The sequence below is a fragment of the Kribbella sp. VKM Ac-2566 genome, from assembly GCF_004366005.1.
GTDB classification, from domain to species: Bacteria; Actinomycetota; Actinomycetes; order Propionibacteriales; family Kribbellaceae; genus Kribbella; species Kribbella pratensis.
The window spans coordinates 66,399-87,187 of sequence record NZ_SODT01000014.1 but is presented as its reverse complement, the minus strand read 5'-3'; the positions used below and the strand labels follow the sequence as shown (position 1 = coordinate 87,187).

General features: G+C 67.9%; 21 protein-coding genes. 15 read left to right on the top strand and 6 right to left on the bottom strand.

Annotation, left to right across the window (positions count from 1 at the left end; genetic code table 11):
* Positions 1-75 precede the first annotated feature (75 nt).
* On the bottom strand, positions 76-378 hold the full coding sequence (locus tag EV647_RS34450; protein ID WP_134010591.1) for a hypothetical protein: 303 nt from the start codon (positions 376-378) through the stop codon (positions 76-78).
* Positions 379-473: 95 nt separating this feature from the next.
* Between EV647_RS34450 and EV647_RS34445 the strand changes: the two genes are divergently transcribed.
* Positions 474-2,990 carry a tetratricopeptide repeat protein gene (locus EV647_RS34445; protein ID WP_134010589.1) on the top strand — a complete coding sequence of 839 codons (2,517 nt, stop codon included), beginning with the start codon at positions 474-476 and terminating at the stop codon, positions 2,988-2,990.
* Positions 2,991-3,022: 32 nt separating this feature from the next.
* On the opposite strand, the gene EV647_RS34440 is transcribed toward EV647_RS34445, so the two are convergent.
* Together EV647_RS34440 and EV647_RS34435 are read right to left on the bottom strand one after the other, a co-directional pair.
* Positions 3,023-4,204 (bottom strand): RNA polymerase sigma factor, encoded by a 1,182-nt coding sequence (locus EV647_RS34440; RefSeq protein ID WP_134010587.1) that lies wholly within the window; start codon positions 4,202-4,204, stop codon positions 3,023-3,025.
* Entirely contained in the window at positions 4,201-4,545 is a 345-nt protein-coding gene (locus EV647_RS34435; RefSeq protein WP_133788012.1) for a YciI family protein, read from the bottom strand. Before EV647_RS34435 ends, EV647_RS34440 begins: the two co-directional genes overlap by 4 nt.
* A 152-nt stretch (positions 4,546-4,697) precedes the next feature.
* Here EV647_RS34435 and EV647_RS34430 point away from each other — a divergent pair, with 152 nt between their 5' ends.
* The 9 genes from EV647_RS34430 (at position 4,698) to EV647_RS34390 (ending at position 12,590) form a co-directional block, all read left to right on the top strand.
* Positions 4,698-5,075, top strand: coding sequence for a VOC family protein (locus EV647_RS34430; RefSeq protein ID WP_134010585.1), 378 nt, complete (start codon positions 4,698-4,700; stop codon positions 5,073-5,075).
* A gap of 83 nt (positions 5,076-5,158) precedes the next feature.
* Positions 5,159-6,655 (top strand): glucose-6-phosphate dehydrogenase, encoded by a 1,497-nt coding sequence (gene zwf / locus EV647_RS34425; RefSeq protein ID WP_134010583.1) that lies wholly within the window; start codon positions 5,159-5,161, stop codon positions 6,653-6,655.
* Positions 6,656-6,739: 84 nt separating this feature from the next.
* Positions 6,740-6,973, top strand: a complete 234-nt coding sequence (locus EV647_RS34420; RefSeq protein ID WP_134010581.1) for a hypothetical protein — start codon at positions 6,740-6,742, stop codon at positions 6,971-6,973.
* Between the two features lie 2 nt (positions 6,974-6,975).
* Entirely contained in the window at positions 6,976-8,718 is a 1,743-nt protein-coding gene (gene frdA / locus EV647_RS34415; protein ID WP_134010579.1) for a fumarate reductase (quinol) flavoprotein subunit, read from the top strand.
* A 2-nt stretch (positions 8,719-8,720) separates the two neighbouring features.
* Positions 8,721-9,473: a succinate dehydrogenase/fumarate reductase iron-sulfur subunit gene (locus tag EV647_RS34410; RefSeq protein WP_134010577.1), complete on the top strand. Its 753-nt coding sequence runs from the start codon at positions 8,721-8,723 to the stop codon at positions 9,471-9,473.
* Positions 9,470-9,850, top strand: a complete 381-nt coding sequence (locus tag EV647_RS34405; protein ID WP_134010575.1) for a fumarate reductase subunit C — start codon at positions 9,470-9,472, stop codon at positions 9,848-9,850. Before EV647_RS34410 ends, EV647_RS34405 begins: the two co-directional genes overlap by 4 nt.
* Positions 9,832-10,200: a fumarate reductase subunit FrdD gene (gene frdD, locus EV647_RS34400; protein WP_238177549.1), complete on the top strand. Its 369-nt coding sequence runs from the start codon at positions 9,832-9,834 to the stop codon at positions 10,198-10,200. Before EV647_RS34405 ends, frdD begins: the two co-directional genes overlap by 19 nt.
* Positions 10,201-10,215: 15 nt before the next feature.
* Positions 10,216-10,980 (top strand): precorrin-6A synthase (deacetylating), encoded by a 765-nt coding sequence (cobF, locus tag EV647_RS34395; RefSeq protein ID WP_134010573.1) that lies wholly within the window; start codon positions 10,216-10,218, stop codon positions 10,978-10,980.
* Positions 10,981-11,036: 56 nt separating this feature from the next.
* Positions 11,037-12,590: a carboxylesterase/lipase family protein gene (locus EV647_RS34390; protein WP_134010571.1), complete on the top strand. Its 1,554-nt coding sequence runs from the start codon at positions 11,037-11,039 to the stop codon at positions 12,588-12,590.
* Here the strand turns inward: EV647_RS34390 and EV647_RS34385 are convergent.
* Positions 12,532-13,158 (bottom strand): TMEM175 family protein, encoded by a 627-nt coding sequence (locus EV647_RS34385; RefSeq protein ID WP_238175866.1) that lies wholly within the window; start codon positions 13,156-13,158, stop codon positions 12,532-12,534. The two genes, EV647_RS34390 and EV647_RS34385, sit on opposite strands and share 59 nt — an antisense overlap.
* A 23-nt stretch (positions 13,159-13,181) precedes the next feature.
* Positions 13,182-14,603, bottom strand: a complete 1,422-nt coding sequence (locus EV647_RS34380) for an MFS transporter (protein WP_238177548.1) — start codon at positions 14,601-14,603, stop codon at positions 13,182-13,184.
* 123 nt (positions 14,604-14,726) lie between these two features.
* Here EV647_RS34380 and EV647_RS34375 point away from each other — a divergent pair, with 123 nt between their 5' ends.
* Entirely contained in the window at positions 14,727-15,671 is a 945-nt protein-coding gene (locus EV647_RS34375) for a phosphotransferase enzyme family protein (RefSeq protein WP_134010567.1), read from the top strand.
* Between the two features lies 1 nt (position 15,672).
* Here the strand turns inward: EV647_RS34375 and EV647_RS34370 are convergent, their stop codons facing one another.
* Entirely contained in the window at positions 15,673-16,155 is a 483-nt protein-coding gene (locus EV647_RS34370; RefSeq protein WP_134010565.1) for a MarR family winged helix-turn-helix transcriptional regulator, read from the bottom strand.
* Between the two features lie 150 nt (positions 16,156-16,305).
* On the opposite strand from EV647_RS34370, the gene EV647_RS34365 reads away from it, so the two are divergent.
* The 4 genes from EV647_RS34365 to EV647_RS34350 are packed head-to-tail and all read left to right on the top strand — an operon-like array spanning position 16,306 to position 20,735.
* Positions 16,306-17,478, top strand: coding sequence for an MFS transporter (locus EV647_RS34365; RefSeq protein ID WP_134010563.1), 1,173 nt, complete (start codon positions 16,306-16,308; stop codon positions 17,476-17,478).
* Between the two features lie 10 nt (positions 17,479-17,488).
* The gene (locus EV647_RS34360; RefSeq protein ID WP_238177547.1) at positions 17,489-18,586 is read left to right on the top strand and encodes a nitrite/sulfite reductase; all 1,098 of its coding nucleotides are present in this window, start codon (positions 17,489-17,491) and stop codon (positions 18,584-18,586) included.
* Entirely contained in the window at positions 18,583-19,212 is a 630-nt protein-coding gene (locus EV647_RS34355; RefSeq protein ID WP_134010561.1) for a precorrin-8X methylmutase, read from the top strand. Before EV647_RS34360 ends, EV647_RS34355 begins: the two co-directional genes overlap by 4 nt.
* On the top strand, positions 19,209-20,735 hold the full coding sequence (locus EV647_RS34350; RefSeq protein WP_134010559.1) for a precorrin-2 C(20)-methyltransferase: 1,527 nt from the start codon (positions 19,209-19,211) through the stop codon (positions 20,733-20,735). Before EV647_RS34355 ends, EV647_RS34350 begins: the two co-directional genes overlap by 4 nt.
* Positions 20,736-20,789 lie beyond the last annotated feature (54 nt).

Here is a 20,789-nt window from a genome sequence, read left to right as displayed (position 1 = left end):
CCCCACCGACGAACGACTCAGGCGCGCACAGACACCTCCGCACAATCAAACGCTGATCACGAGCGTTGCGAGTGCTCAGGGCGACGTGGAGTTGTTGATATCGCCTGCCGCCTGCTGGACCGAAGCACCCTCGCCCGCGACCACAGTCTGAATCACGTGTGGTGCAGTCGGCCGTGGGTCCGACGGCGGTGTCCGGGCCTCGGCCTTCCGCACGTCCCTGCGGCGCTGCCACTCGGACAACGCGCCACCGAGCGCCGTCAGCACGACTGTCGCGATCCAGGCCCAAGGGTGGTGCCGTCCGTCGGTGGCAAGGTTCACCGCGATCGCGATCGCTGTCGCCACCGTCGTGGCAGCCGACGTCAGAATCCATCCGCGCATCTCAAGCCCTCCTCGTGCCGCGTCTCCCATCGTATCCGGATGACACCGTTGCGTGATTGAATCTGGCGCTACAGCCTGGCCGCCGGAGGTGAAGCGTGGACGACGACCGACCGACGATCCGGCAGTGGGCGTACGCGGCACCGAACGCCAAGATCAATCAGGCCGGCGGCGACATCATCGACATCACCATCGCCCCGAAAGACAGGCCCGGCCTCGTGTCGGTCGCGGCTCCCACGGGACGGCTGCCGGAACACCTTCGCGGGCGGGACGAGATCTCGGCCGAGCTTCTGGAGAAGGTTGTCGATTCGCCGGGCCACGCAGTAGTCCTGCACGGAACGGGCGGTAGCGGAAAGAGCTCCCTCGCGCTGTGGCTCGCGAGCAAAGCCGCAGCCCAGCAGAGGCTCGTCTGGTGGGTGTCCGCGGACGACGCACAGACGTTGTCCGAGGGACTCCGTGAAGTGGCGATCCAGGCCAAAGCGAATCCGGAGAAAGTCGCCATGGCATGGGCCGGGTACGGCAGCGCGCCCGACGAGCTCTGGAGAGCGTTGAACGCTTTCACGGGCCGATGGGTGCTGATTCTGGACAACGCCGACGACCCCGACGTCCTGGCCGGGGCAGGTCGGCTCTCGGAGGGCAACGGCTGGCTCCGAACGCCTCGATCCGACCACGGGCTCGTCGTCGTCACCAGCCGGCAGGGCAGCCCACGGACCTGGCCACCAGGCACAGTTCTTCGCCCGGTGACGTCGCTCGAGCCGGCCGACGCCGGCCAGGTGCTGATGGACCTGGCCGGATCGCGGGCGGGCAGCCCCACGGAGGCCGAACGCCTGGGGAAACGTCTTGGTGGCCTGCCTCTGGCACTGCGGCTCGCAGGCAGCTACCTGGCATCCAGCGACGAGCGGCTGCTGGTGCCAGGGGCCGAAACTCCGCAGACCTTTGCCGACTACCTGGCCGCGCTCGACGAACGAGTCGGTGTGCTGGACGCTCTGCCAGGCGATCACGACGACCAGCGTCGAGAACGAGAGCTGATCTCCCGCACGTGGGAGTTGTCGCTCGACCTGCTGGAGCGCCGCGGTCACCCGCTGGCACGCAAGTTGCTGCGGTTGCTGTCCTGTTTCGGTCAGGCGCCGGTTCCGGTGGACATGCTCGATGCGGAGCTGATGGCCGCGGCGCCGATGTGGGCGAAGATCACCCCGGAGTCCATCGCGCGGCTGCTCCCGGCCTTGCTCGACCTCGGTCTCGTCGATCGCGCCGAGCTCGACGGTCGGCAGGCGCTGAGCCTGCACCCTCTCGTCCGCGATACCAGCCGTCAGCAGGCCGGTAGCGAGCTGGATGTCGACCAGCACATCTCCACAGTGGTCGAACTGCTCTCGGCCACGACCGACGGGTATGCGATGACGCCGCAGACGTGGCCTCGCTGGCAGGCCCTGGCCGCGCACGCCGAGTCCGCGCTCGAGCTTTGCCGGGCGCAGCTCGACCAGGTCCCGCAGCCGGTCGTCGAGCGAGCGATCGCCATGGTTCGCCGGGCGGCAACATTTCGCAGGTACGTCCATGAAGCCGAGCAGGAAGCACTGGACATCCGGGCGATCCTCGAGACGCAGCAACGAACATTGGGCGAACTGCACCCGGAGACACTCGCCACCCGCGCGGACCTGGCCCTGTTGCGGACGTCGCCGGCCCAGGCGGAGGACGAGTTGCAGGAGGTCCTCGACGTTCAACGGCGTGTCCTGGGAGAGCGGCACGTCGACACACTGCGCACCCTGCACGCGCTGGCCGGACGCCGTCGTGATCGGGGCGAGTGGTCCGCCGCGGAGCAGACCTACCGGCACGCGCTGAAGATCCTCCGAGAGGATCACGGAACGGACTACGTCGGTACCTTGGCGGTCTGGCACGGACTCGCCCTCTCGCTGTCCAAGCAGGGCAAACTCGCGGAGGCGACGACAGAGTTCCGCGCCGCACTGGCAGCCCATCGCAGGGTCCTGGGACCGAAGCACGACAGCACACTGATCACCTTGGACGGATACGCGACGGTCCTCGCGCAGCAGCCGGAGTCGGTCGACGCCGCGGAACAGGAGTTCCGCTCCCTCGTGGAGATCTGCTCGCGGAAGGGAGGGGACACATCCGAGGCCACGCTGGCCGCGCGCCACGGTCTCGCGATCACGCTGCGACGCCAGGGCAGACATGCTGCCGCCAGAGCCGAATATCAAGCCGTCCTCGATCTTGCGCGGCCGCTCTGGGGTGACGAGGATCCGCGAATCCTGGCCTGCAGGGCCAACCTCGCCGGGCTGGACGCGCTGATGGGCGACACCGCATCGGCCGAGACCGCACTGCGAGACGTGCTGGCAATCGAGCGCCGCATGTACGGCGATGCGCATCCGAGCACGCTGCGGACGCGACTGGACCTCGTGCCCCTGATCGCGCAGGCTGACAGGGCGTCCGCAGCCTCCGAAGCGAACGACATCATCGACCTCGCGTCGAGGACGCTGGGCCGCGAGCATCCGATGGTGCAAGAGGCGCAGCTCCTGCGGCGCGCGTTGACACAGGTCCCGATGTCGCGTCGCGACAGGAGGCGACAGGAACGGGCTGCAGCACGCAACAACCGACGACGTCGCTGACGCCGGCTCATCATCGGCGGAGTGTGTACTGCTCAGTCGGACACTTCGGCCAAGCGCTTGGTCAGATACCGCCGCTCCGCATCGGTCGCAACGAGTTCGATCGCTTGCCGATACGCCACCGCGGCCTCGGCATAGCGTCCAAGTCGCCGCAACAGGTCGGCACGGGTGGCCGGGAGCAGGCGGTAGCCGCTCAAGGCGCCGGCAGCCAGCTCGTCCACCAAACGGAGGCCGACGGCTGGGCCGTCGGCCATGCCTATTGCTACGGCACGGTTGAGGGCGACTACGGGCGTTTGTGGGAGTTGTGCGTAGAGGGCGGCGATCTGCGGCCAGTCGGTGTCGGCTGCGGTGCGGGCGGTGGCGTGGCAGGCAGCGATCGCGGCCTGGACCTGGTACGGGCCGGGTTCGCGGCGGCGCAGTGCGGAGTCAAGGAGGTCCACACCTTCAGTGATGCGCGTGTTGTCCCACTGGGTGCGGTCCTGTTCGTCCAGCGTGACCAAGGCGCCGTCCGGTGCCAGGCGGGTGTCCCGGCGTGCGTCGTGCAGCAGCATCAGTGCGAGCAGTCCAGCGGCCTCAGGTTCGTCCGGCATGAGTTGGACGAGCAGTCTGGCCAGTCGGATCGCTTCACCGCTCAGGTTGCTCCGGACAACGTCGGAGTACCCCTCGTTGAAGAGGAGGTACAGGACAGCCAGTACGGCGGGCGTCCGCTCCGGGAGGAGGTGTGCGGGCGGCACGCGGTACGGGATGCCGGCGTGCTGGATCTTCTGTTTCGCGCGGGTCAGGCGCTTCGACATGGTCGTCTCCGGCACCAGGAACGCCCGCGCGATTTCCGTCGTACTCAGACCGGCCAGTGTCCGCAGGGTCAACGCCACCCGTGCCTCCATCGCCAGTGCGGGATGGCAGCAGGTGAACATCAACCGCAGCCGGTCGTCCGGTACGTCGTACGGCGGCTCTGAGTCATGCGTCATCGCAGCCACCTCCTGCAGCTTCTGTGTACCCACTGCCTCGCGACGCAGCCAGTCGATCGCACGGTTGCGTGCGGTCGTGGTGAGCCACGCACCAGGCCGATCCGGTACGCCGTCCTTCGGCCACCGCTCCAGCGCCGCGGCGAACGCTTCTTGCGCGCACTCCTCCGCGAGCTCCCAGTCGCCGGTGACCCGGATGAGAGTGGCGACCACCTGGCCCCAGTCCTGCCGGTAGATCTCCTCGAACGTCACACCGGCCGTTCCAGCACGGGCGGTTCGAAGACCGGCCGGATCTCGATCGTCCCGTAGCCCGCCGCAGGGTGCTTCGACGCGATCTCGATCGCCTCGTCCAGGTCCGCGCAGTCGATCAGCACGAATCCGCCGATCTGCTCCTTCGTCTCCGCGAACGGTCCGTCCGTCAGCAGCAGCTCGCCCTCCCGCACCCGTACCGTGGTCGCCTCGTCCGGTGGCCGCAGCCCGGCCCCACCGGCCACGACCCCACGAGACTCCATCTCCTCCGTCCAGCCACCACAGCCGTCATTGGCATGCGCAGCCGCCGACTCGTCGCCACAGATCATCAGCAAGTACTTCACGGTCCTCCTCCAGAGTGCCTTCACCCCACCGACGAACGGCTTCAGCGAGAACAGACACCCCTACCGTAGAAGACTCACCCCTTGCCCTGGCCGGTACGGCGTACCGGGTCTAGCGTCGATCCATAGTGGCGTGCCAATGGGAGGGGGCTGCGATGACAGGGCGGATCGTGCACTTCGAGGTTCCGTACGACGACGGCGACCGGGCGCGGGCGTTCTACCGCGAGGCGTTCGGGTGGAACCTGATGGAGATGCCCGACATGAACTACACGATGGCTTCGACCGGGCCGGTGGACGAGCAGTCCATGCCGGCCGAGCCGGGCTTCATCAACGGCGGGATGTTCCAGCGCACCGAGGATCTGAAGGGGCCGATGCTGACGGTCGACGTACCGGACATCGACGCGGCCTGGAAGACGATCGAGAGCCTCGGCGGCGAACAGGTCGGCGAGAAGGTGCCGGTCGGCGACATGGGCTTCGCGGGGTACTTCAAGGACCCGGAGGGCAACATTCTCGGTCTCTGGCAATCGGCCTGACCACTGGGCGTCACCGGGGCCGCCTAGACTGCCAAGAGATGTAGGGAGTGTGTTGGCTCCGGTGGCGTCCTCGGGAGGACTGAATGCCTGACCGTACTCAGACCATTGCGTATCCGGCACCCGGGTCGCGGCCCTCACGGCGGGACCCGGAGCCGTTGGCGCCGCATGTGATCGTGCTGTTCGGGGCCACCGGCGACCTCGCCAAGCGCAAGCTGCTCCCCGGCCTGGCGTACCTGCAGCAGTCCAAGTTCGCGCCGGACGTCCGGGTGATCGGGACCGCCACCGAGGACCTGAGCTGCGACGAGTTCCGCGATCGCGCGCGGAAGGCGGTCGAGACGTTCGGCACCCACAAGATGAGCGACCAGGAGTGGGCGCAGTTCGCGGAGCGGCTCGAGTACGTGCCGGTGACCGCGGGGCCGGAGGCGCTTGCGGCCGCGGTGAAGGCCGCCGAGGAGCTGCTCGGCCCGGACGCGTGCCGGCTGCACTACCTGTCGGTGCCCCCGAAGGCGGCGCAGGCCGTGATCGCGATGCTGCGCGACGCCGACCTGGTCGAACGCGCCCGGGTGGTGATGGAGAAGCCGTTCGGCGACGACCTGGCCAGCGCGATCGAGCTGAACGACTTCGTCCACGAGACGTTCGACGAGTCGCAGATCTTCCGGATCGACCACTTCCTCGGCAAGGAAGCCGCGCTGAACATCCTCGCGTTCCGGTTCGCGAACGGTCTGTTCGAGCCGATCTGGAACCGGAACTTCATCGACCACGTGCAGATCGACATCCCGGAGTCGCTCGGCCTGGACCAGCGCGCCACCTTCTACGAGCCGACCGGCGCGTTCAAGGACATGGTCGTCACACACCTGATGCAGGTGATGTCGTTCGTCGCGATGGAGCCGCCGACCGCCCTGGAGCCGCGGGCGATCTCGGAGGAGAAGAACAAGGTCTTCCGGTCGATGCTGCCGATCAACCCCGGCGACGTGGTCCGCGGGCAGTACTCCGGTTACCGCGGCGAGGAGGGCGTGGCGCCGGACTCGGACACCGAGACGTTCATCGCGCTGAAGGTCGAGATCGACAACTGGCGCTGGGCCGGCGTCCCCTTCTACCTGCGCACCGGCAAGAAGATGGCCGAGGGCCAGCGGATCATCTCGATCGCCTTCAAGGAGGCGCCGAAGACGATGTTCCCGTCCGGCTCCGGCGTCGGCTCGGAGGGCCCGGACCACCTGACCTTCGACCTCGCCGACTCGTCGCGGGTGTCGCTGTCGTTCTACGGCAAGCGGCCCGGTCCGGGGATGCGGCTGGAGAAGCTGTCGATGCAGTTCTCCACCCAGGAGACCGGCAGCGCGGGCGACGTACTGGAGGCGTACGAGCGGCTGATCCTGGACGCGATGCGCGGGGACCACACGCTGTTCACCACGGCCGAGGGCATCGAGTCGCTGTGGGACCGGTCCGCCCCGTTGCTCGAGGACCCGCCGCCGGTCAAGCCCTACCAGCCCGGCACCTGGGGACCGAACGCGATCCACCAGCTGATCGCCCCGCGCGCCTGGCGGCTGCCCTTCGAACGCGAGTGGCGTCAGGCCAAGCACTGACCCATTGCCGTCCCGTCGGCCGAGGCGCACTATCGATGGTGTGATGTAGGTCACGAACACCTCGGAGGGGCAGGAGGTGGGGGAATGACGGGGACCAAGACGCATCTCACTGGGGAACGGGCGCCGTGTGGGCGGCTCGGAGATGCCGACCGGAGCCAGGAAGACGACTTCGAGGGCTTCCGGCTCGACGACAAGCTGTTCGCCTGTGGGTGCCGGCAGATGCGGCACGAGTTCCACGACGGCAGCGTCCGGATCCGGACGGTGCGGCACGACGGCAAAGTGCTGATGGACGAGCACAGCGGCGATCACGAAGCCTGATCATGGCTGACTATCACGATGTGGTCGTGGTCGGAGGTGGCGGTGCCGGGTTGAGAGCTGCCATTGCGGTGGCCGAGACCAACCCGGCACTGCGCGTTGCCGTGATCTCGAAGGTCTATCCGATGCGCAGCCACACCGTGTCCGCCGAGGGCGGTGCCGCGGCCGTGGCCGCACCCGACGACACGCTCGACGAGCACGCGTACGACACAGTGTCCGGCAGCGACTGGCTGTGCGACCAGGACGCGGTCGAGGCGTTCGTCGCCGAGGCCCCTCGGGAGCTTCTGCGGCTCGAGCACTGGGGCTGCCCCTGGAGCCGGCAGCCGGACGGGAAGATCGCCGTTCGCGCGTTCGGCGGCATGAAGAAGAAGCGCACCTGGTTCGCGGCCGACCGGACCGGGTTCCACCTGCTGCACACGCTCTTCCAGACCGCGCTCTCCTACTCCGACATCGTCCGGTACGACGAGTGGTACGTCACCAAGATCCTGGTCGACGACGGACGCGCGTACGGCGTGGTCGCGATCGAACTGGCGACCGGGCGGATCGAGACCATCACGGCGAACGCGGTGATCCTGTGCACCGGCGGCTGCGGACGCGTCTTCCCGTTCACGACGAACGCCAACATCAAGACCGGCGACGGGATGGCGCTCGCCTATCGGGCCGGCGCCCCGCTCAAGGACATGGAGTTCGTCCAGTACCACCCGACCGGTCTGCCGTTCACCGGGATCCTGATCACCGAGGCGGCCCGGGCCGAGGGCGGGTGGCTGCTCAACAAGGACGGCTACCGCTACCTGCAGGACTACGACCTCGGTACGCCGACGCCCGAACCGGTCCTGCGGAACATGGAACTCGGCCCACGGGACCGGTTGTCGCAGGCGTTCGTCCACGAAATGGAGAAGGGCAACACGATCGATACGCCGTACGGACCGATCGTCAACCTGGATCTGCGGCACCTGGGGGCGAAGCTGATCGACCTCAAGCTGCCGTTCGTGCGGGAGTTGTGCTCGAAGTACCAGAACATCGATCCGGTGACCGAGCTCGTCCCGGTGCGCCCGGTCGTGCACTACATGATGGGCGGGGTTCACACGGACATTCGCGGCGCGACCCCGCTCGAAGGCCTGTACGCCGCCGGCGAGGTGGCGTGCGTGAGCATCAACGGCGCCAACCGGCTGGGGTCGAACTCGTTGCCGGAGTGCCTCGTCTTCGGCAACCGGGCCGGCCGCGCCGCCGCGGTGTTCGCGGCTCGCTATCACCGCGAGGTGCCGTCGTCGATCGTCGCGCAGGGGCGGGACGAAGCGCGCCGGCTGGCGACGGAGTTGGGCCGGCGGGTCGAGGGCCACCAGCGGATCGCGGACATCCGGACCGAGATGCAGGCCACGATGGAGAACGGCGCCGGGATCTACCGGGACGGCGACTCGCTGACCAAGGCCGCGCACGAGCTCGCGGAACTGAGACTGCGATTCCGGCATGCGGGGATCGACGATCACAGCACCAACTTCAACACCGAGCTGATCGCGTGGCTCGAACTCGGGTTCATGCTGGATGTTGCCGAGTGCATCATCGACAGCGCAACGCTCCGGGAGGAGTCGCGTGGCGCGCACCAGCGGACGGACTTCCCGGCCCGCGACGACGAACGGTTCCTGGCGCATTCGCTGGTACGACGCCAACCGGACGGATCCAGCCGGGTCGGGTACCTCCCGGTGACGATCACCCGCTGGCCGCCGGGCGAACGGATCTACGGGAGATAGCGATGGCAACCGAGATCACGCTGGAGGTGGCCCGCTACCGGCCAGGAGTCGACAGCGAGCCGGTCATGCAGTCCTACCAGGTCCCGCTGCGGGAGCACTGGGCGATCCTGGACGGCCTCACCTACGTGAAGGACCATCTGGACGGCACCCTGTCGTTCCGGTGGTCGTGCCGGATGGGGATCTGCGGCAGCTGCGGTATGACGGTGAACGGCGAACCCCAGTTGAGTTGCGCGACCTTCCTCACCGACTACGCTCCCGGCCCGATCCGGGTCGAGCCGCTGCACAACTTCCCGGTCGTCCGCGACCTGGTGGTGGACATCGACGACTTCATGACCAAGCTGCCGAAGGTCAAGCCGTGGGTGGTCCGGGAGGTGCAGAGTCCGGTCGAGGAGGGCGAGTACCTGCAGACGCCGGAGGAGCTCGACGAGTACCAGCAGTTCAGCATGTGCATCAACTGCATGCTGTGCTACTCGGCCTGCCCGGTCTACAGCCTCGAGCCGGACTTCCTCGGCCCGGCGGCGATCGCCCTGGCACAGCGCTACAACCTCGACTCGCGCGACGAGGGTGCCGACGAGCGTCGCGACGTACTGTCTTCGCCAGAAGGGGTCTGGGCCTGCACGTTCGTGGGTGAATGCAGTGCCGTGTGCCCGAAGGGCGTGGATCCGGCCGGCGCGATCCAGCGCTACAAGCTGACGGCCGCGACGCAGTCGATCAAGGAACTGCTGATGCCGCGGATTTCTCGGAGCAGGCGGTGAGCGTCTACCAGCGGCCGGTTCACCTCCTCTGGTGGCTCGAACGCCGTGCGTATGTGCTGTTCGTACTGCGTGAGCTCAGCAGCGTCTTCGTCGCGTGGTTCGTGGTGTTCCTGCTGTTGCTGGTGAATGCGGTCAGCGACGGCACGGCGTCGTACCAGCGATTCCTTGACTGGAGCGGGCAGTGGTGGGTGGTGGCGATCAATGTGGTCGCGATGCTGTTCGTGCTGCTGCATGTGGTGACGTGGTTCGGTCTGGCACCGCGGGCGATCGCGATCAAGGTGCGCGGACGCCGAGTGCCGGCGCAGCAGATCGTTGCCGCGCACTACCTGGCCTGGTTGGTGTTGTCGGCTGCCGTCGCGTGGCTGGTACTGAGATGAACCACCGCCGCTCCCCCGAACCCCTGCTGTGGATGCTGTTCAGCTCGGGCGGCATGGTGGCCGCACTGATGGTGCCGATCCTGCTGTTCCTGTTCGGCATCGCATTTCCCGTCGGTCTGCTGTCGGCACCCTCCCACGCCCACCTGTACGCCGTACTGCACAATCCACTGACCCGCCTGGTGCTGTTCGGCCTGTGCGCGCTGGCGTTGTTCCACTGGGCGCACAGATTCCGCTACACCCTGTACGACGGCTTACAGCTCAAGCGGTACGCCGTACCGATCGTGGTGCTGTGTTACGGCGGCGCTCTTGTGGGATGTGTCATCGCGGCCGGACTGCTGCTGACGGTCTGACATAGGCTGCCGCGCATGCGGGAGATTGTGGTTGTCGGGGTCGGTGCGGGTGATCCGGAGCAGGTGACGATACAGGCCGTGTCGGCGCTGAACCGCGTCGACGTGTTCTTCGTGCTGGACAAGGGCGAGGTCAAGCAGGAGCTGGTGGATCTGCGGTCGGAGATCCTGCGGCGGTACGCGACGTCGAAGGACTACCGGGTCGTGGTCGGGCAGGACCCGGAGCGGGATCGTACGACGTCGGCGTACGTCGAGGCGGTCGACGACTGGCGGCGGCGCCGGGCCGACGTCTGCGCGGACCTGATCGCGACCGAGCTCGGCGAGGACCAGGTGGGCGCGTTCCTGGTGTGGGGCGACCCGTCGCTGTACGACAGCACACTGGCGATCCTGGACGACATCCTTGCCCGCGGTGAACTCCTTTTCGAGGTCGAGGTGATTCCCGGGATCAGCAGCGTGTCGACACTCGCCGCGCGGCACAAGGTCGGGCTGAACCAGGTCGGGCGCCCGATCCAGATCACCACCGGCCGCCGGCTCGCGAAGGAGTGGCCGGACGGGGTGGACGACGTCGTGGTGATGCTCGACGCGCAGACCGCGTTCACCGAGCATGTCGATCAGGACGCTGACATCTACTGGGGCGCCTACCTTGGTACGCCCGACGAGCTCCTGATCTCCGGTCCGCTCCGGGAGGTCGCACCCGAGATCGAGAAGGTCCGCGCCGAGGCCCGCGACCGCAAGGGCTGGATCATGGACACCTACCTGCTCAGACGTAGACCAAAGTCTTAATAGCTCTGGCCGCAGGACCGAAGTCGGGCCGTGGTGCTGTAGGCGACGCTCCTGGCATGAAGAGACTCTTGGTGAGTGTGGCGGCCGCGTTGGCGCCGGTAGGGCTGTTGGTGGGCCTGGCCGGACCTGGTGAAGCGGCGCAGCAGAACGTTGTACGGACTGACAGCGGGTTGGTGGCTAGTAAGACTGTCGGGGATGCGTTGGTGTACGACGGGATTCCGTACGCTGCTCCGCCCGTCGGGGCGTTGCGGTGGAAGGCGCCGCAGCCCGTGCAGGCTTGGACCGGCGTACGGGCGTCCAAGCCGGGCAGCGTGTGCGCGCAGCAGGCGAACTCCGAGGCGCCGGACGGCTCGACCGCCGAGGACTGCCTGTATCTGAACGTGACGACTCCCGCCAAGCCGTCCGCGAAACCACGGGCGGTCGTGGTGTGGATCCCCGGCGGCGGGTTCTTCTCCGGGGCCGGCAGCAGCTACGAGGCGTCGAAGTTCGCCGCCCGCGGTGACGTGGTGGTTGTCACGGTCAACTACCGCCTCGGCATCTTCGGCTTCTTCGGGTACCCGGGCCTGCCGGGCTCCGGCACGTTCGGTCTGCAGGACCAGCAGGCCGCCCTGCGCTGGGTGCAGCGCAACGCCGGCGCGTTCGGCGGTGACCCGCGCAACGTCACGGTCGCGGGTGAGTCCGCCGGCGGGATGAGCGTGTGCGCACAGCTGACCTCGCCGACCGCCACCGGCCTGTTCGCGAAGGCGATCATGCAGAGCGGCTCGTGCGCCTTCAACTGGGCCGACAACAGCCAGTACCCGGGTCAGGCCGCGGACTCCCCCTGGATCCCGGTCAGCCGGGTGCAGGCGAACGGCAAGGAGTGGGCCGCCGGCAAGCACTGCACGACGCTCGAGTGCCTGCGCGGCATGAAGGCCGACGTACTGGTTGACGACATGCTCCAGTTCACCCAGATCGGGTACGGCGGGAATCCCGTCGTACCGCTCAGTCCGGCGAAGGCGATGAAGGCCGGGCTGTTCCACCGGGTGCCGATCATCTCCGGGAACAACCACGACGAGGCGAACGGGTGGCTGGCCGCGTTCGGGGACATCAAGGACTACCCGGCGCTGGTGAAGAACATGGTCGGCGCGTCGAAGGCGGCTGAGGTACTGCGGCACTACCCGCAGTCGCGCTACGAGTCACCAGCTGCAGCGTGGGGTGCTGTGACCACGGACCGGATCTGGTCGTGCACCCAGGTCGCGACGGATCAGCAGGCGGCGCGCAAGGTCCCGGTGTACGCGTACGAGTTCGCCGACAAGCACTCCCCGATCGCTGCGCCCGGGCTGGGAGCCGCGCACGCTATGGAGCTCCCGTATCTGTTCCGGCTCGGCGGGTACGACTTCCCGATGTCGCAGCCGCAGCAGAGGCTGTCGAACCAGATGATCGACTACTGGACGGCGTTCGCGCGGACCGGCAACCCGAACGGACCCGACCGACCGCACTGGTCGCCGACCGGTGTACACGCCGTCGACGGGCTCTCACTCGCGCCGACGGACCAGGGCGGCATCAAGCGGGTCAATCTGACTGCTGAGCACCAGTGCGGGTTCTGGAGCGGCCTTTCCACACCCGCATGAAGACAGGCGACAACAGCAGCAGCAACATCGCGTAGAAGTGCACGCCTGGCACCAGCGACGCCAGGAGGTAGGCAAGCACGGTCAACCCGGTCAGCAGCAGAGAGCCGACAAGCTCCTGCTGCCCGATCGGGTTGTCCGGGCTCTCCAACTCCTTGTGACCACGGACCATCCACGTGAGCACGGACTGACACACACTGAGCGCCAGGATCGTGCCGATGTAGAGACCGGCCGTGAACTCGTCGCTGTCGAAGGCACCGACGATCTCGGTCGGAAACGGCAGTACGACGATGGTGAGCAACCACAGCAGGTTCACCCGCATCATGGCCGGGGTGTAGGCGCGGATGTGCTCGAACAGCCGGTGGTGCCCCAGCCAGAAGCTCGCGATCACCACGAAGCTCAGCAGGAACGTGAAGATCTCCTGGCGGTGCTCGCTGATCACACTGACCGCGTCACCACCCTCCGCCTTCACCTCAGGCACGAGGTCGACCAGCGGCAGCACCAGCAAGGTGATGGCGATCGCCACGACCGCGTCGGAGAACAGAACAAGGCGGTCGGGGTCTCTCGACATACTCACCCCTGCCACAGTAGCCGTCAGCGGGGGCTGGTCCGGAGCAGGCTGATCGACAGCAGGAGGGCTGCCAGTACGAAACCGGCCGCTGCGAGCCACGCGGCGCCATAGCCGTCACGTAATGCGAGCAGGTCGCCGGCACCTCCGGCGAGGCGGTGTGAGGTGGTGGATGCGGCCAGGGTGGCCAGTACCGCGGTGCCCACAGCTGCACCGGCTTGCTGGGCGGTGTTGTTGAGTCCTGAGGCCAGTCCAGCGTCGCTGACGTCCGCACCGGACATGGCCAGCATGATCGAGGCCGGGATGGCCACACCGATGCCGGCACCCATCACTGCAAGCACTGGTCCGACGTTGACGACGTACGAGCCGTCTACTGGTGCACGGCTGATCCAGAGCAGCGCCAGCAGGAAGACGACCAGTCCGGCGATCAGCATCTTCCGTGGGCCGAAGCGGACGGTGAGGCGCGGTGCGAGGGAGAGGGACATCAGCCCGTTCATGAGCGGCGCAGGCAGGAAGGCCAGGCCGGTGGTGAGCGAGTCGTAGCCGAGCACGCGCTGCACGTACAGGGCGGTGGTGAACTGGAAGCCGAAACCGGCGGCGAAGAGTAGTACGACTACGCCGTTGGCGACCGTGAGTTGACGGCGCCTGAAGATGCGCAGGGCAAGCAACGGGTTCTTGATGCGCGACTGGCGTACGACGAACGCGGCCAGCAGCAGGAGCGAGGCAGCGGCCAGTACCAGCGTGCGAGTCAGCATCGCCTGCGGTTCAGCGGTCTGGACGATCGTGTAGACCCCCAGCGAGAGCCCTGCGGTCACCAGTATGGCGCCCAGTACGTCAGCACCGTTGGCGAGACCGAGTCCCGGCTGGTGCGCGAGGAGACGTACGGCGAACGCCAGTGCGACCGCACCGATCGGGACGTTGATCAGGAACGCCCAGTGCCAGCCGATGGTCTGAGTGATCACCCCACCGAAGATGAGCCCGATCGACGCACCGCTGGCAGCCGTGAAGCTGTAGACGCCCATCGCCCCCGCCTGCTCCCCCGGTGCCGGGTAGAGACTCACGATCATGCCCAGGATCACCGCCGAGGCCAGCGCCCCGCCGACACCCTGCAGGAACCTGCCGGCGATCAGCACCTCCGCACTGCCCGCCACCCCGCACAACAACGACGCCGCGGTGAACAACCCGAGCCCCGCGACGAAGACTCGCTTGCTCCCGATCAGATCCCCGATCCGTCCCGCCAGCAGAAGCAGGCCGGCGAACGCGATCAGGTACGAGTTCATCACCCAAGCCAACCCCGCCTGCGAAAACCCCAACTCCGCCTGAACAGTCGGCAACGCAACCGTCACCACAGTCCCGTCCAAGATGATCATCAACTGCATCACGCACAGAACGACGAGCGCCTTCCCCCGCGCCCGCGTCCCCACCGACTCCACCACATCCACGTCCACAGGTCTCTCCTCAGTCGTTGACTGAAAAGACCATAACAGATAGTTCTGTAACAGACGATCTCCTACCGAATGATCCACGAAATTGAGCTGCCCCTCGACCGGGGCCGCGGTTAAGGTCGCCGGGTGAGGGACGAGCCGAGCGAGATCCCGCGGGACCTGGTGGCCGAGATCCTCAACGAGCACTGGGGCTTCCAGGCCGCCGAGGTGACCTATGCGCCGGTCGGCTTCGGCAGTCACCACTGGATCGCCTCCGACGCCGGCGTACCGCGATGGTTCGTCACCGCCGATCGGGTCGGCTCGACCGGCGGGCCGGTGATCGAAGCGGCGATGCAGACGACCAAGGAACTGGCTGACCGCGGCTACGAGTTCGTTGTGTCGCCGTTGACCGATCGATCCGGTCGGCTGGTTCGCGAGGTGCTGCCGGGGTGGACTCTGGCGGTCCTGCCGCATCTCGACGGCTGGAGCACCGAAGACGGCACGTGGGACGATCCAGTGGAGCGGGCACAGATCGCTCGGATCCTCGGTCGGCTCCACACAGCATCAGCCCCGGAAGCCTTACAGCGTTGGGATTTCGCCATACCAGCCCGGGACACCCTCTTCGCGGACCTCGACCGCCCGTGGTCCGCGGGCCCGTACGCCGAGCCCACTCGACTGCGGCTGGTCGGTGCGCTCGACCACGTTCGCGGCGAGCTCGCGCGGTACGACGCGCTGGTCCGCGAGATCGAGGCGTCGGACGAGCCCTGGGTGGTGACGCACGGCGAGCCGCACAGTGCCAATGTCCTGCGCACCGCTGACGGCCGGATGCACCTGGTCGACTGGGTGACCGTGCGGCTCGCGCCGCGCGAACGCGACCTCAAGGCGGTCCTCGGCGGGCCGACCGACGTCCTCGCGGCCTACCAGGCGGAGGCGGGCCCGGTCAGCCCACGGGCCGCGGCGTTGGAGCTCTTCGACGCCTGGTGGGTGCTGTCCGAGATCGCGTCGTACGTCCAGTTGTTCCGGGAGCCGCACGCCGATTCGCAGGACAGCAAGCTGTCCTGGCAGGAGCTGACGGAGTACCTGCCGGGATAGTTCAGCCTGCGCGCTGGCGGGAGCGGCGGACCGGCTGGGCGGTGACGGGGGTGGCGAGGGGGCCCTCGACGAGGGTGGTTACTGCGTCCACGAAGGTCTTGCGGTGCGGGGCGGCGAGGGCTTCGAGGGCCTCGGCATGGACGCGGTCGACGATCAGCTGGCCCGCGGCGGCGATCTCGGCGCCGGCGTCGGTGACGGCGATGATGCGGGCGCGGCGGTCGGTCGCGGAGGGCCGGCGTTCGGCGTACCCGGCCTTCTCGAGCGCGTCGACGGTGACGACCATCGTGGTCTTGTCCATGTAGGCCAGCTCGGCGATCTGGATCTGCGTACGTTCGGCCTCCAGTGCGTGCCGCAGTACACACTGCATCCGCAGCGTCAGGCCGATCTCCGCCAGCGCCGCGGACAGCTGGGTCTCCAGGACGTGGCCGGCGTGCGTGAGGTAGCCGGTGAGGTCGGGGACGGTACGTTCCGGAAGCTGCGCCATACCTTCGAGACTAGCTCGGATCATCTACCCAGAGATCATCCCGAGCCGGATCATTCCTCCGGGCGCGGAAATGCGACGCCTTGCCGGGTGCCGAGCGCGCTGTCGCGAAACCGCGAGCTGTCCCGCGTCGCGGCACGTTGCCTGGAACGTATGACTGTTCTGACAACTCGGACCGCACCACGGACGATCCAGTGGTTCGCGGTCGGCGCGGTGACGCTGGGGATCTTCGCAATTGTCACCACCGAGATCCTCCCGATCGGCCTGCTCAGCCCGATCGGCACCGACTTCGCGCTCACCCCGGGCCGCACCGGCTGGCTGATGACAATGCCCGGCTTTGTCGCCGCTGTCGCCGCACCAGTCGTCACGCTCGCGACGGCTCGGCTGGACCGACGCCTCATGCTCTGCGTCCTCATGGTCCTGCTGGCGGTCGCGGGCTTCCTCGCAGCGGCCGCGCCGGTGTTCTGGCTCGAACTGGTTGCCCGCTTCCTCGTCGGCCTGACTATCGGTGGCTTCTGGTCCATAGGCGCCGGTCTCGCCGGACGACTCGTCCCGGAGCGCTGGGCGCCGCGAGCGACAGCCGTCATCTTCTCCGCGGTCCCCCTCGGCTCGGTGCTCGGCGTACCTGCAGGGACGTTCGTCGGTGAGCTCGCCGGCTGGCGTACGTCGTTCGCAGCGCTCGGCGTTCTCGCTCTACTGGCACTACTCACACTGCGCACCACAGTGCCGCCACTGCCGCCGTTGCAGGTCACCCACGCCGCAGCACTCCGCAAGGCCTTCCGCAGCAGTCGCACCGCTCTCGTCGTCACCTCTCTGATCGTCACGGCGCACTTCGCGACCTACACCTACGTCACGCCGTTCCTCCGCGAGGTCGTGCGCCCAGAGCTCGTCGGCCTGTTCCTGCTCGTCTACGGCGCCGCAGGTCTGATCGGCAATGTCGTCGCCGGCCTGTGGGCAGCTCGCAGTCTCCTCACCACGTTCGCCACCTGTGCCGCGCTGATCGCCGCAGCGACGCTCCTGATGCCAATGGTTGGCCGCAGTACGGCGGGAGCGTTGCTGCTCCTCGTGGTCTGGGGACTCGGGTACGGCGGCGTACCGGTCTGCTCGATGAGCATGTTCGCCCAGGCCGTGCCCGAGTCACGGGAGGCGGCGACCGTCTGGTTCACCTCCTCGTTCCAGGCGGTGTTGTCGGCCGGGGCGCTACTCGGGGGGCTGGTGGTGGACGCGTGGTCGGTGCCGGTGACGATGGTGGCCGGAGGCGGGTGTGCGCTGCTGGCAGTCGGGTTCCTGCTGTGTGCCAGAACACACCAGGTTCGGGGGACGTAGCATCACGGCTGTGGCGAGGACTGAAGGCGATCGATGCCCTGGTGTGCTGGCAGTGCACCAAGCGGCAGACGGCGGTCTCGCACACGTCCGGGTCCCCGGTGGACGGCTCACGGCGACGCAGCTCGACGTACTGCGTCTTGCTGCCGCTGAACTGGGTGACGGTCGGCTGGAGCTCACGTCGCGAGGCAACGTACAAATCCGCGGACTCCAGGCCGACGGGCCCCAGGACCTGTCGGACCGGCTCTTCGCAGCCGGTCTGCTGCCCTCGATCGCACATGAACGCGTCCGCAACATCCTGGCGTCACCACTCTCCGGTCTGGACCAGCAATCGAGGTACGACGTACTTCCTGTAGCCACTGCCCTGGACAGGGCACTGTGCGACCGCCCCGCACTGGCTGACCTGCCGGGACGGTTCCTGTTCGCGCTGGACGATGGACGCGGGGATCTGGCCGAGCAAGCGGCAGATGTGGCTGTGCGAGCGCTGGACGAGCGCACTGCCTTGCTGAGCCTCGGGACCCGCGCTGTGCGGGTTGAGTGGGACGTGGTGCCGGAGCTCATGCTGGCTGCGGCGGAGGCGTTTCTGGAGGTGCGCGACCAGGAGTGGCGGATCGCGGAAGTCGCTCGTGGTGAGAAGTTAGTCCTGGAGCGGCTTGGGTTGCAGGCGACTGAGGCGCTGCCGGCTGAGACGGCGCGGGTGGTCGCTGGGGTGCATGGGACTGCTCTCGTTGTCACGGTTCCGCTGGGAAGTCTGACGCAGGAGCAGGCTGCCGCGTTGGTGCGGGTTGGGGATGAGGTTCGGATCACGCCGTGGCGGTCTGTTGTGGTGCCGGCGGATAGCAGCGGGCTGGAAGAGGTCGGACTGGTGACCACACCCGATTCCATCTGGGAAGGTGTCACGGCCTGTGCGGGTCAGCCGGGGTGTGCGAAGGCATTGGCAGATGTACGCGCGGACGCGGCCAGAATGCAAGGTGGGATGGCGCACGTGGTTGGGCGGGGGCGGCGGGTGCACTGGTCGGGTTGTGAGCGGCGGTGCGGGAAGCCGGGCGCCGGATTCGTCGATGTTCTTGCTGTAGGCAACGGTTATCTGGTGGACGGGGAACGGGTGTGAGTTACGAGTACGAGCGGGACGGCGCGGAGATCTACCGGCGGTCGTTCGCGACGATCCGGGCCGAGGCGGCGCTCGACGGGCTTCCGGCCGACGTGGCACAGGTCGCCGTACGGATGATTCACGCGTGCGGGATGACCGACCTGGTCGCCGACCTGGCTTGGTCGCCGAACGTGGTGAAGAACGCCCGGACCGCGCTCCAGAACGGCGCACCGATCCTGTGCGACGCGCAGATGGTCGCGGCCGGCATCACGCGGCGACGGCTCCCGGCGGACAACGAGGTGATCTGCACGTTGCAGGACCCGCGAACGGTTGAGCTGGCGCAGCAGCTCGAGACCACCCGGAGTGCTGCGGCAGTCGACCTCTGGCTCGACCACTTGGAAGGCGCAGTTGTTGCTATCGGCAACGCGCCGACCACGCTCTTCCGCTTGCTGGAGGTCATCGCGGGCGGCGGTCCGCGGCCTGCGGCGGTGCTGGGCATCCCGGTTGGGTTCATCGGCGCGGCAGAGTCCAAGGAAGCCTTGGCGGCAAACCAGCTCGGGCTGGAGTACCTCGTCGTCCGAGGACGCCGGGGTGGCAGCGCGATCACCGCGGCCGCCATCAACGCGATTGCGAGTGAGGCAGAGTGACTGGTCGGCTGTGGGGGGTCGGGCTGGGCCCTGGTGACTCGGAGCTGGTGACGGTGAAAGCGGCTCGATTGATCGGGGCCGCGGACGTGATCGCGTTCCACAGTGCGCGGCACGGGCGGAGCATCGCGCGGTCGGTCGCCGCGCCGTACCTGACACCCGGCCAACTCGAGGAGCACCTCGTCTACCCGCTCACGACGGAGACGACCGACCACCCGGGCGGGTACCAGGGCGCGATGGACGACTTCTACGCCGACTGCGCCGCCCGACTCGCAGCGCACCTCGACGCCGGCCGGGACGTGGTCGTGCTCGCGGAAGGCGATCCGCTGTTCTACGGCTCGTACATGCACATGCACAAGCGCCTAGCGGACCGCTACCCGTGCGAGGTGGTCCCCGGCGTCACCTCGGTCAGCGCCGCGGCCGCCGTACTCGGCCGCCCACTGTGCGAGCGCGACGAGATCCTCACCGTCCTGCCCGGCACCCTGCCACCCGACGTACTGGCCGACCGCCTCCGCTCCACCGACGCGGCCGCGGTGATGAAGCTCGGCCGCACGTTCGCCGGGGTCCGCGAGGCGTTCGAACTCGCCGGCCGCGCCGACGAGGCCTGGTACGTCGAACGGGCGACAACCGACGCCCAGCGCACAGCACCGCTCAACGAGGTCGACCCGGACGAGGTCCCGTACTTCTCCCTCGCCCTTCTCCCGAGCCCCATCAACAACACCTTCGCCACCCCTGTCACCAAGACCGCCACCGAAGGCTCCGTCACCGTCGTCGGCCTCGGACCGGCCGGCCCGGAGTGGATGACGCCGGAGGTACGCGCCGCGATCGCCGGTGCGGACGACGTGATCGGCTATACGACGTACGTCGACCGCCTGCCGGACCGGGCCCGTCAGCGTAAGCACGGCTCGGACAACCGCGTCGAGTCGGAGCGGGCCGCGTTCGCACTCGATCTGGCCCGTAAGGGCTCCACGGTGGTTGTGGTCTCGTCCGGTGACCCGGGTGTGTTCGCCATGGGCAGTGCGGTCACAGAGATCGCAGCAGAGCCGGAGTACGCCGATATCGCCGTACGGGTGCTGCCTGGCATGACGGCCGCGCAGGCGGTCGCCAGCCGGGTCGGTGCGCCGTTGGGACACGACTACTGCGTGTTGTCGCTCTCTGACCGGCTCAAGCCGTGGGAGGTGATCGCCCAGCGCCTGACCGCGGCCGCGCAGGCAGACCTGGCGATAGCGATCTACAACCCCGCCTCCAGGTCCCGCACCTGGCAGGTGGAGGCGACCCGTGACCTGCTGCTGCAGCACCGCTCCCCCGGTACGCCGGTCGTGGTCGGACGCGACGTGGGCGGGCCGGAGGAGACGATCACGGTGACAACACTGGCGGAACTGGATCCTCAAACGGTTGACATGCGGTGCCTGCTCCTGATCGGCTCGTCACAGACCCGTACTGTGCCCCGGCCGGCCGGCTCGCTGGTGTTCACTCCGCGTCGATATCCGGCGACGGTGAGTGAGGACACCCCAGGAGCCGGTTAAATCAGTGCTCCAGCCGTGTCAGGCGCAGTGCGGACGGGTAGGGACCGCCCCGAA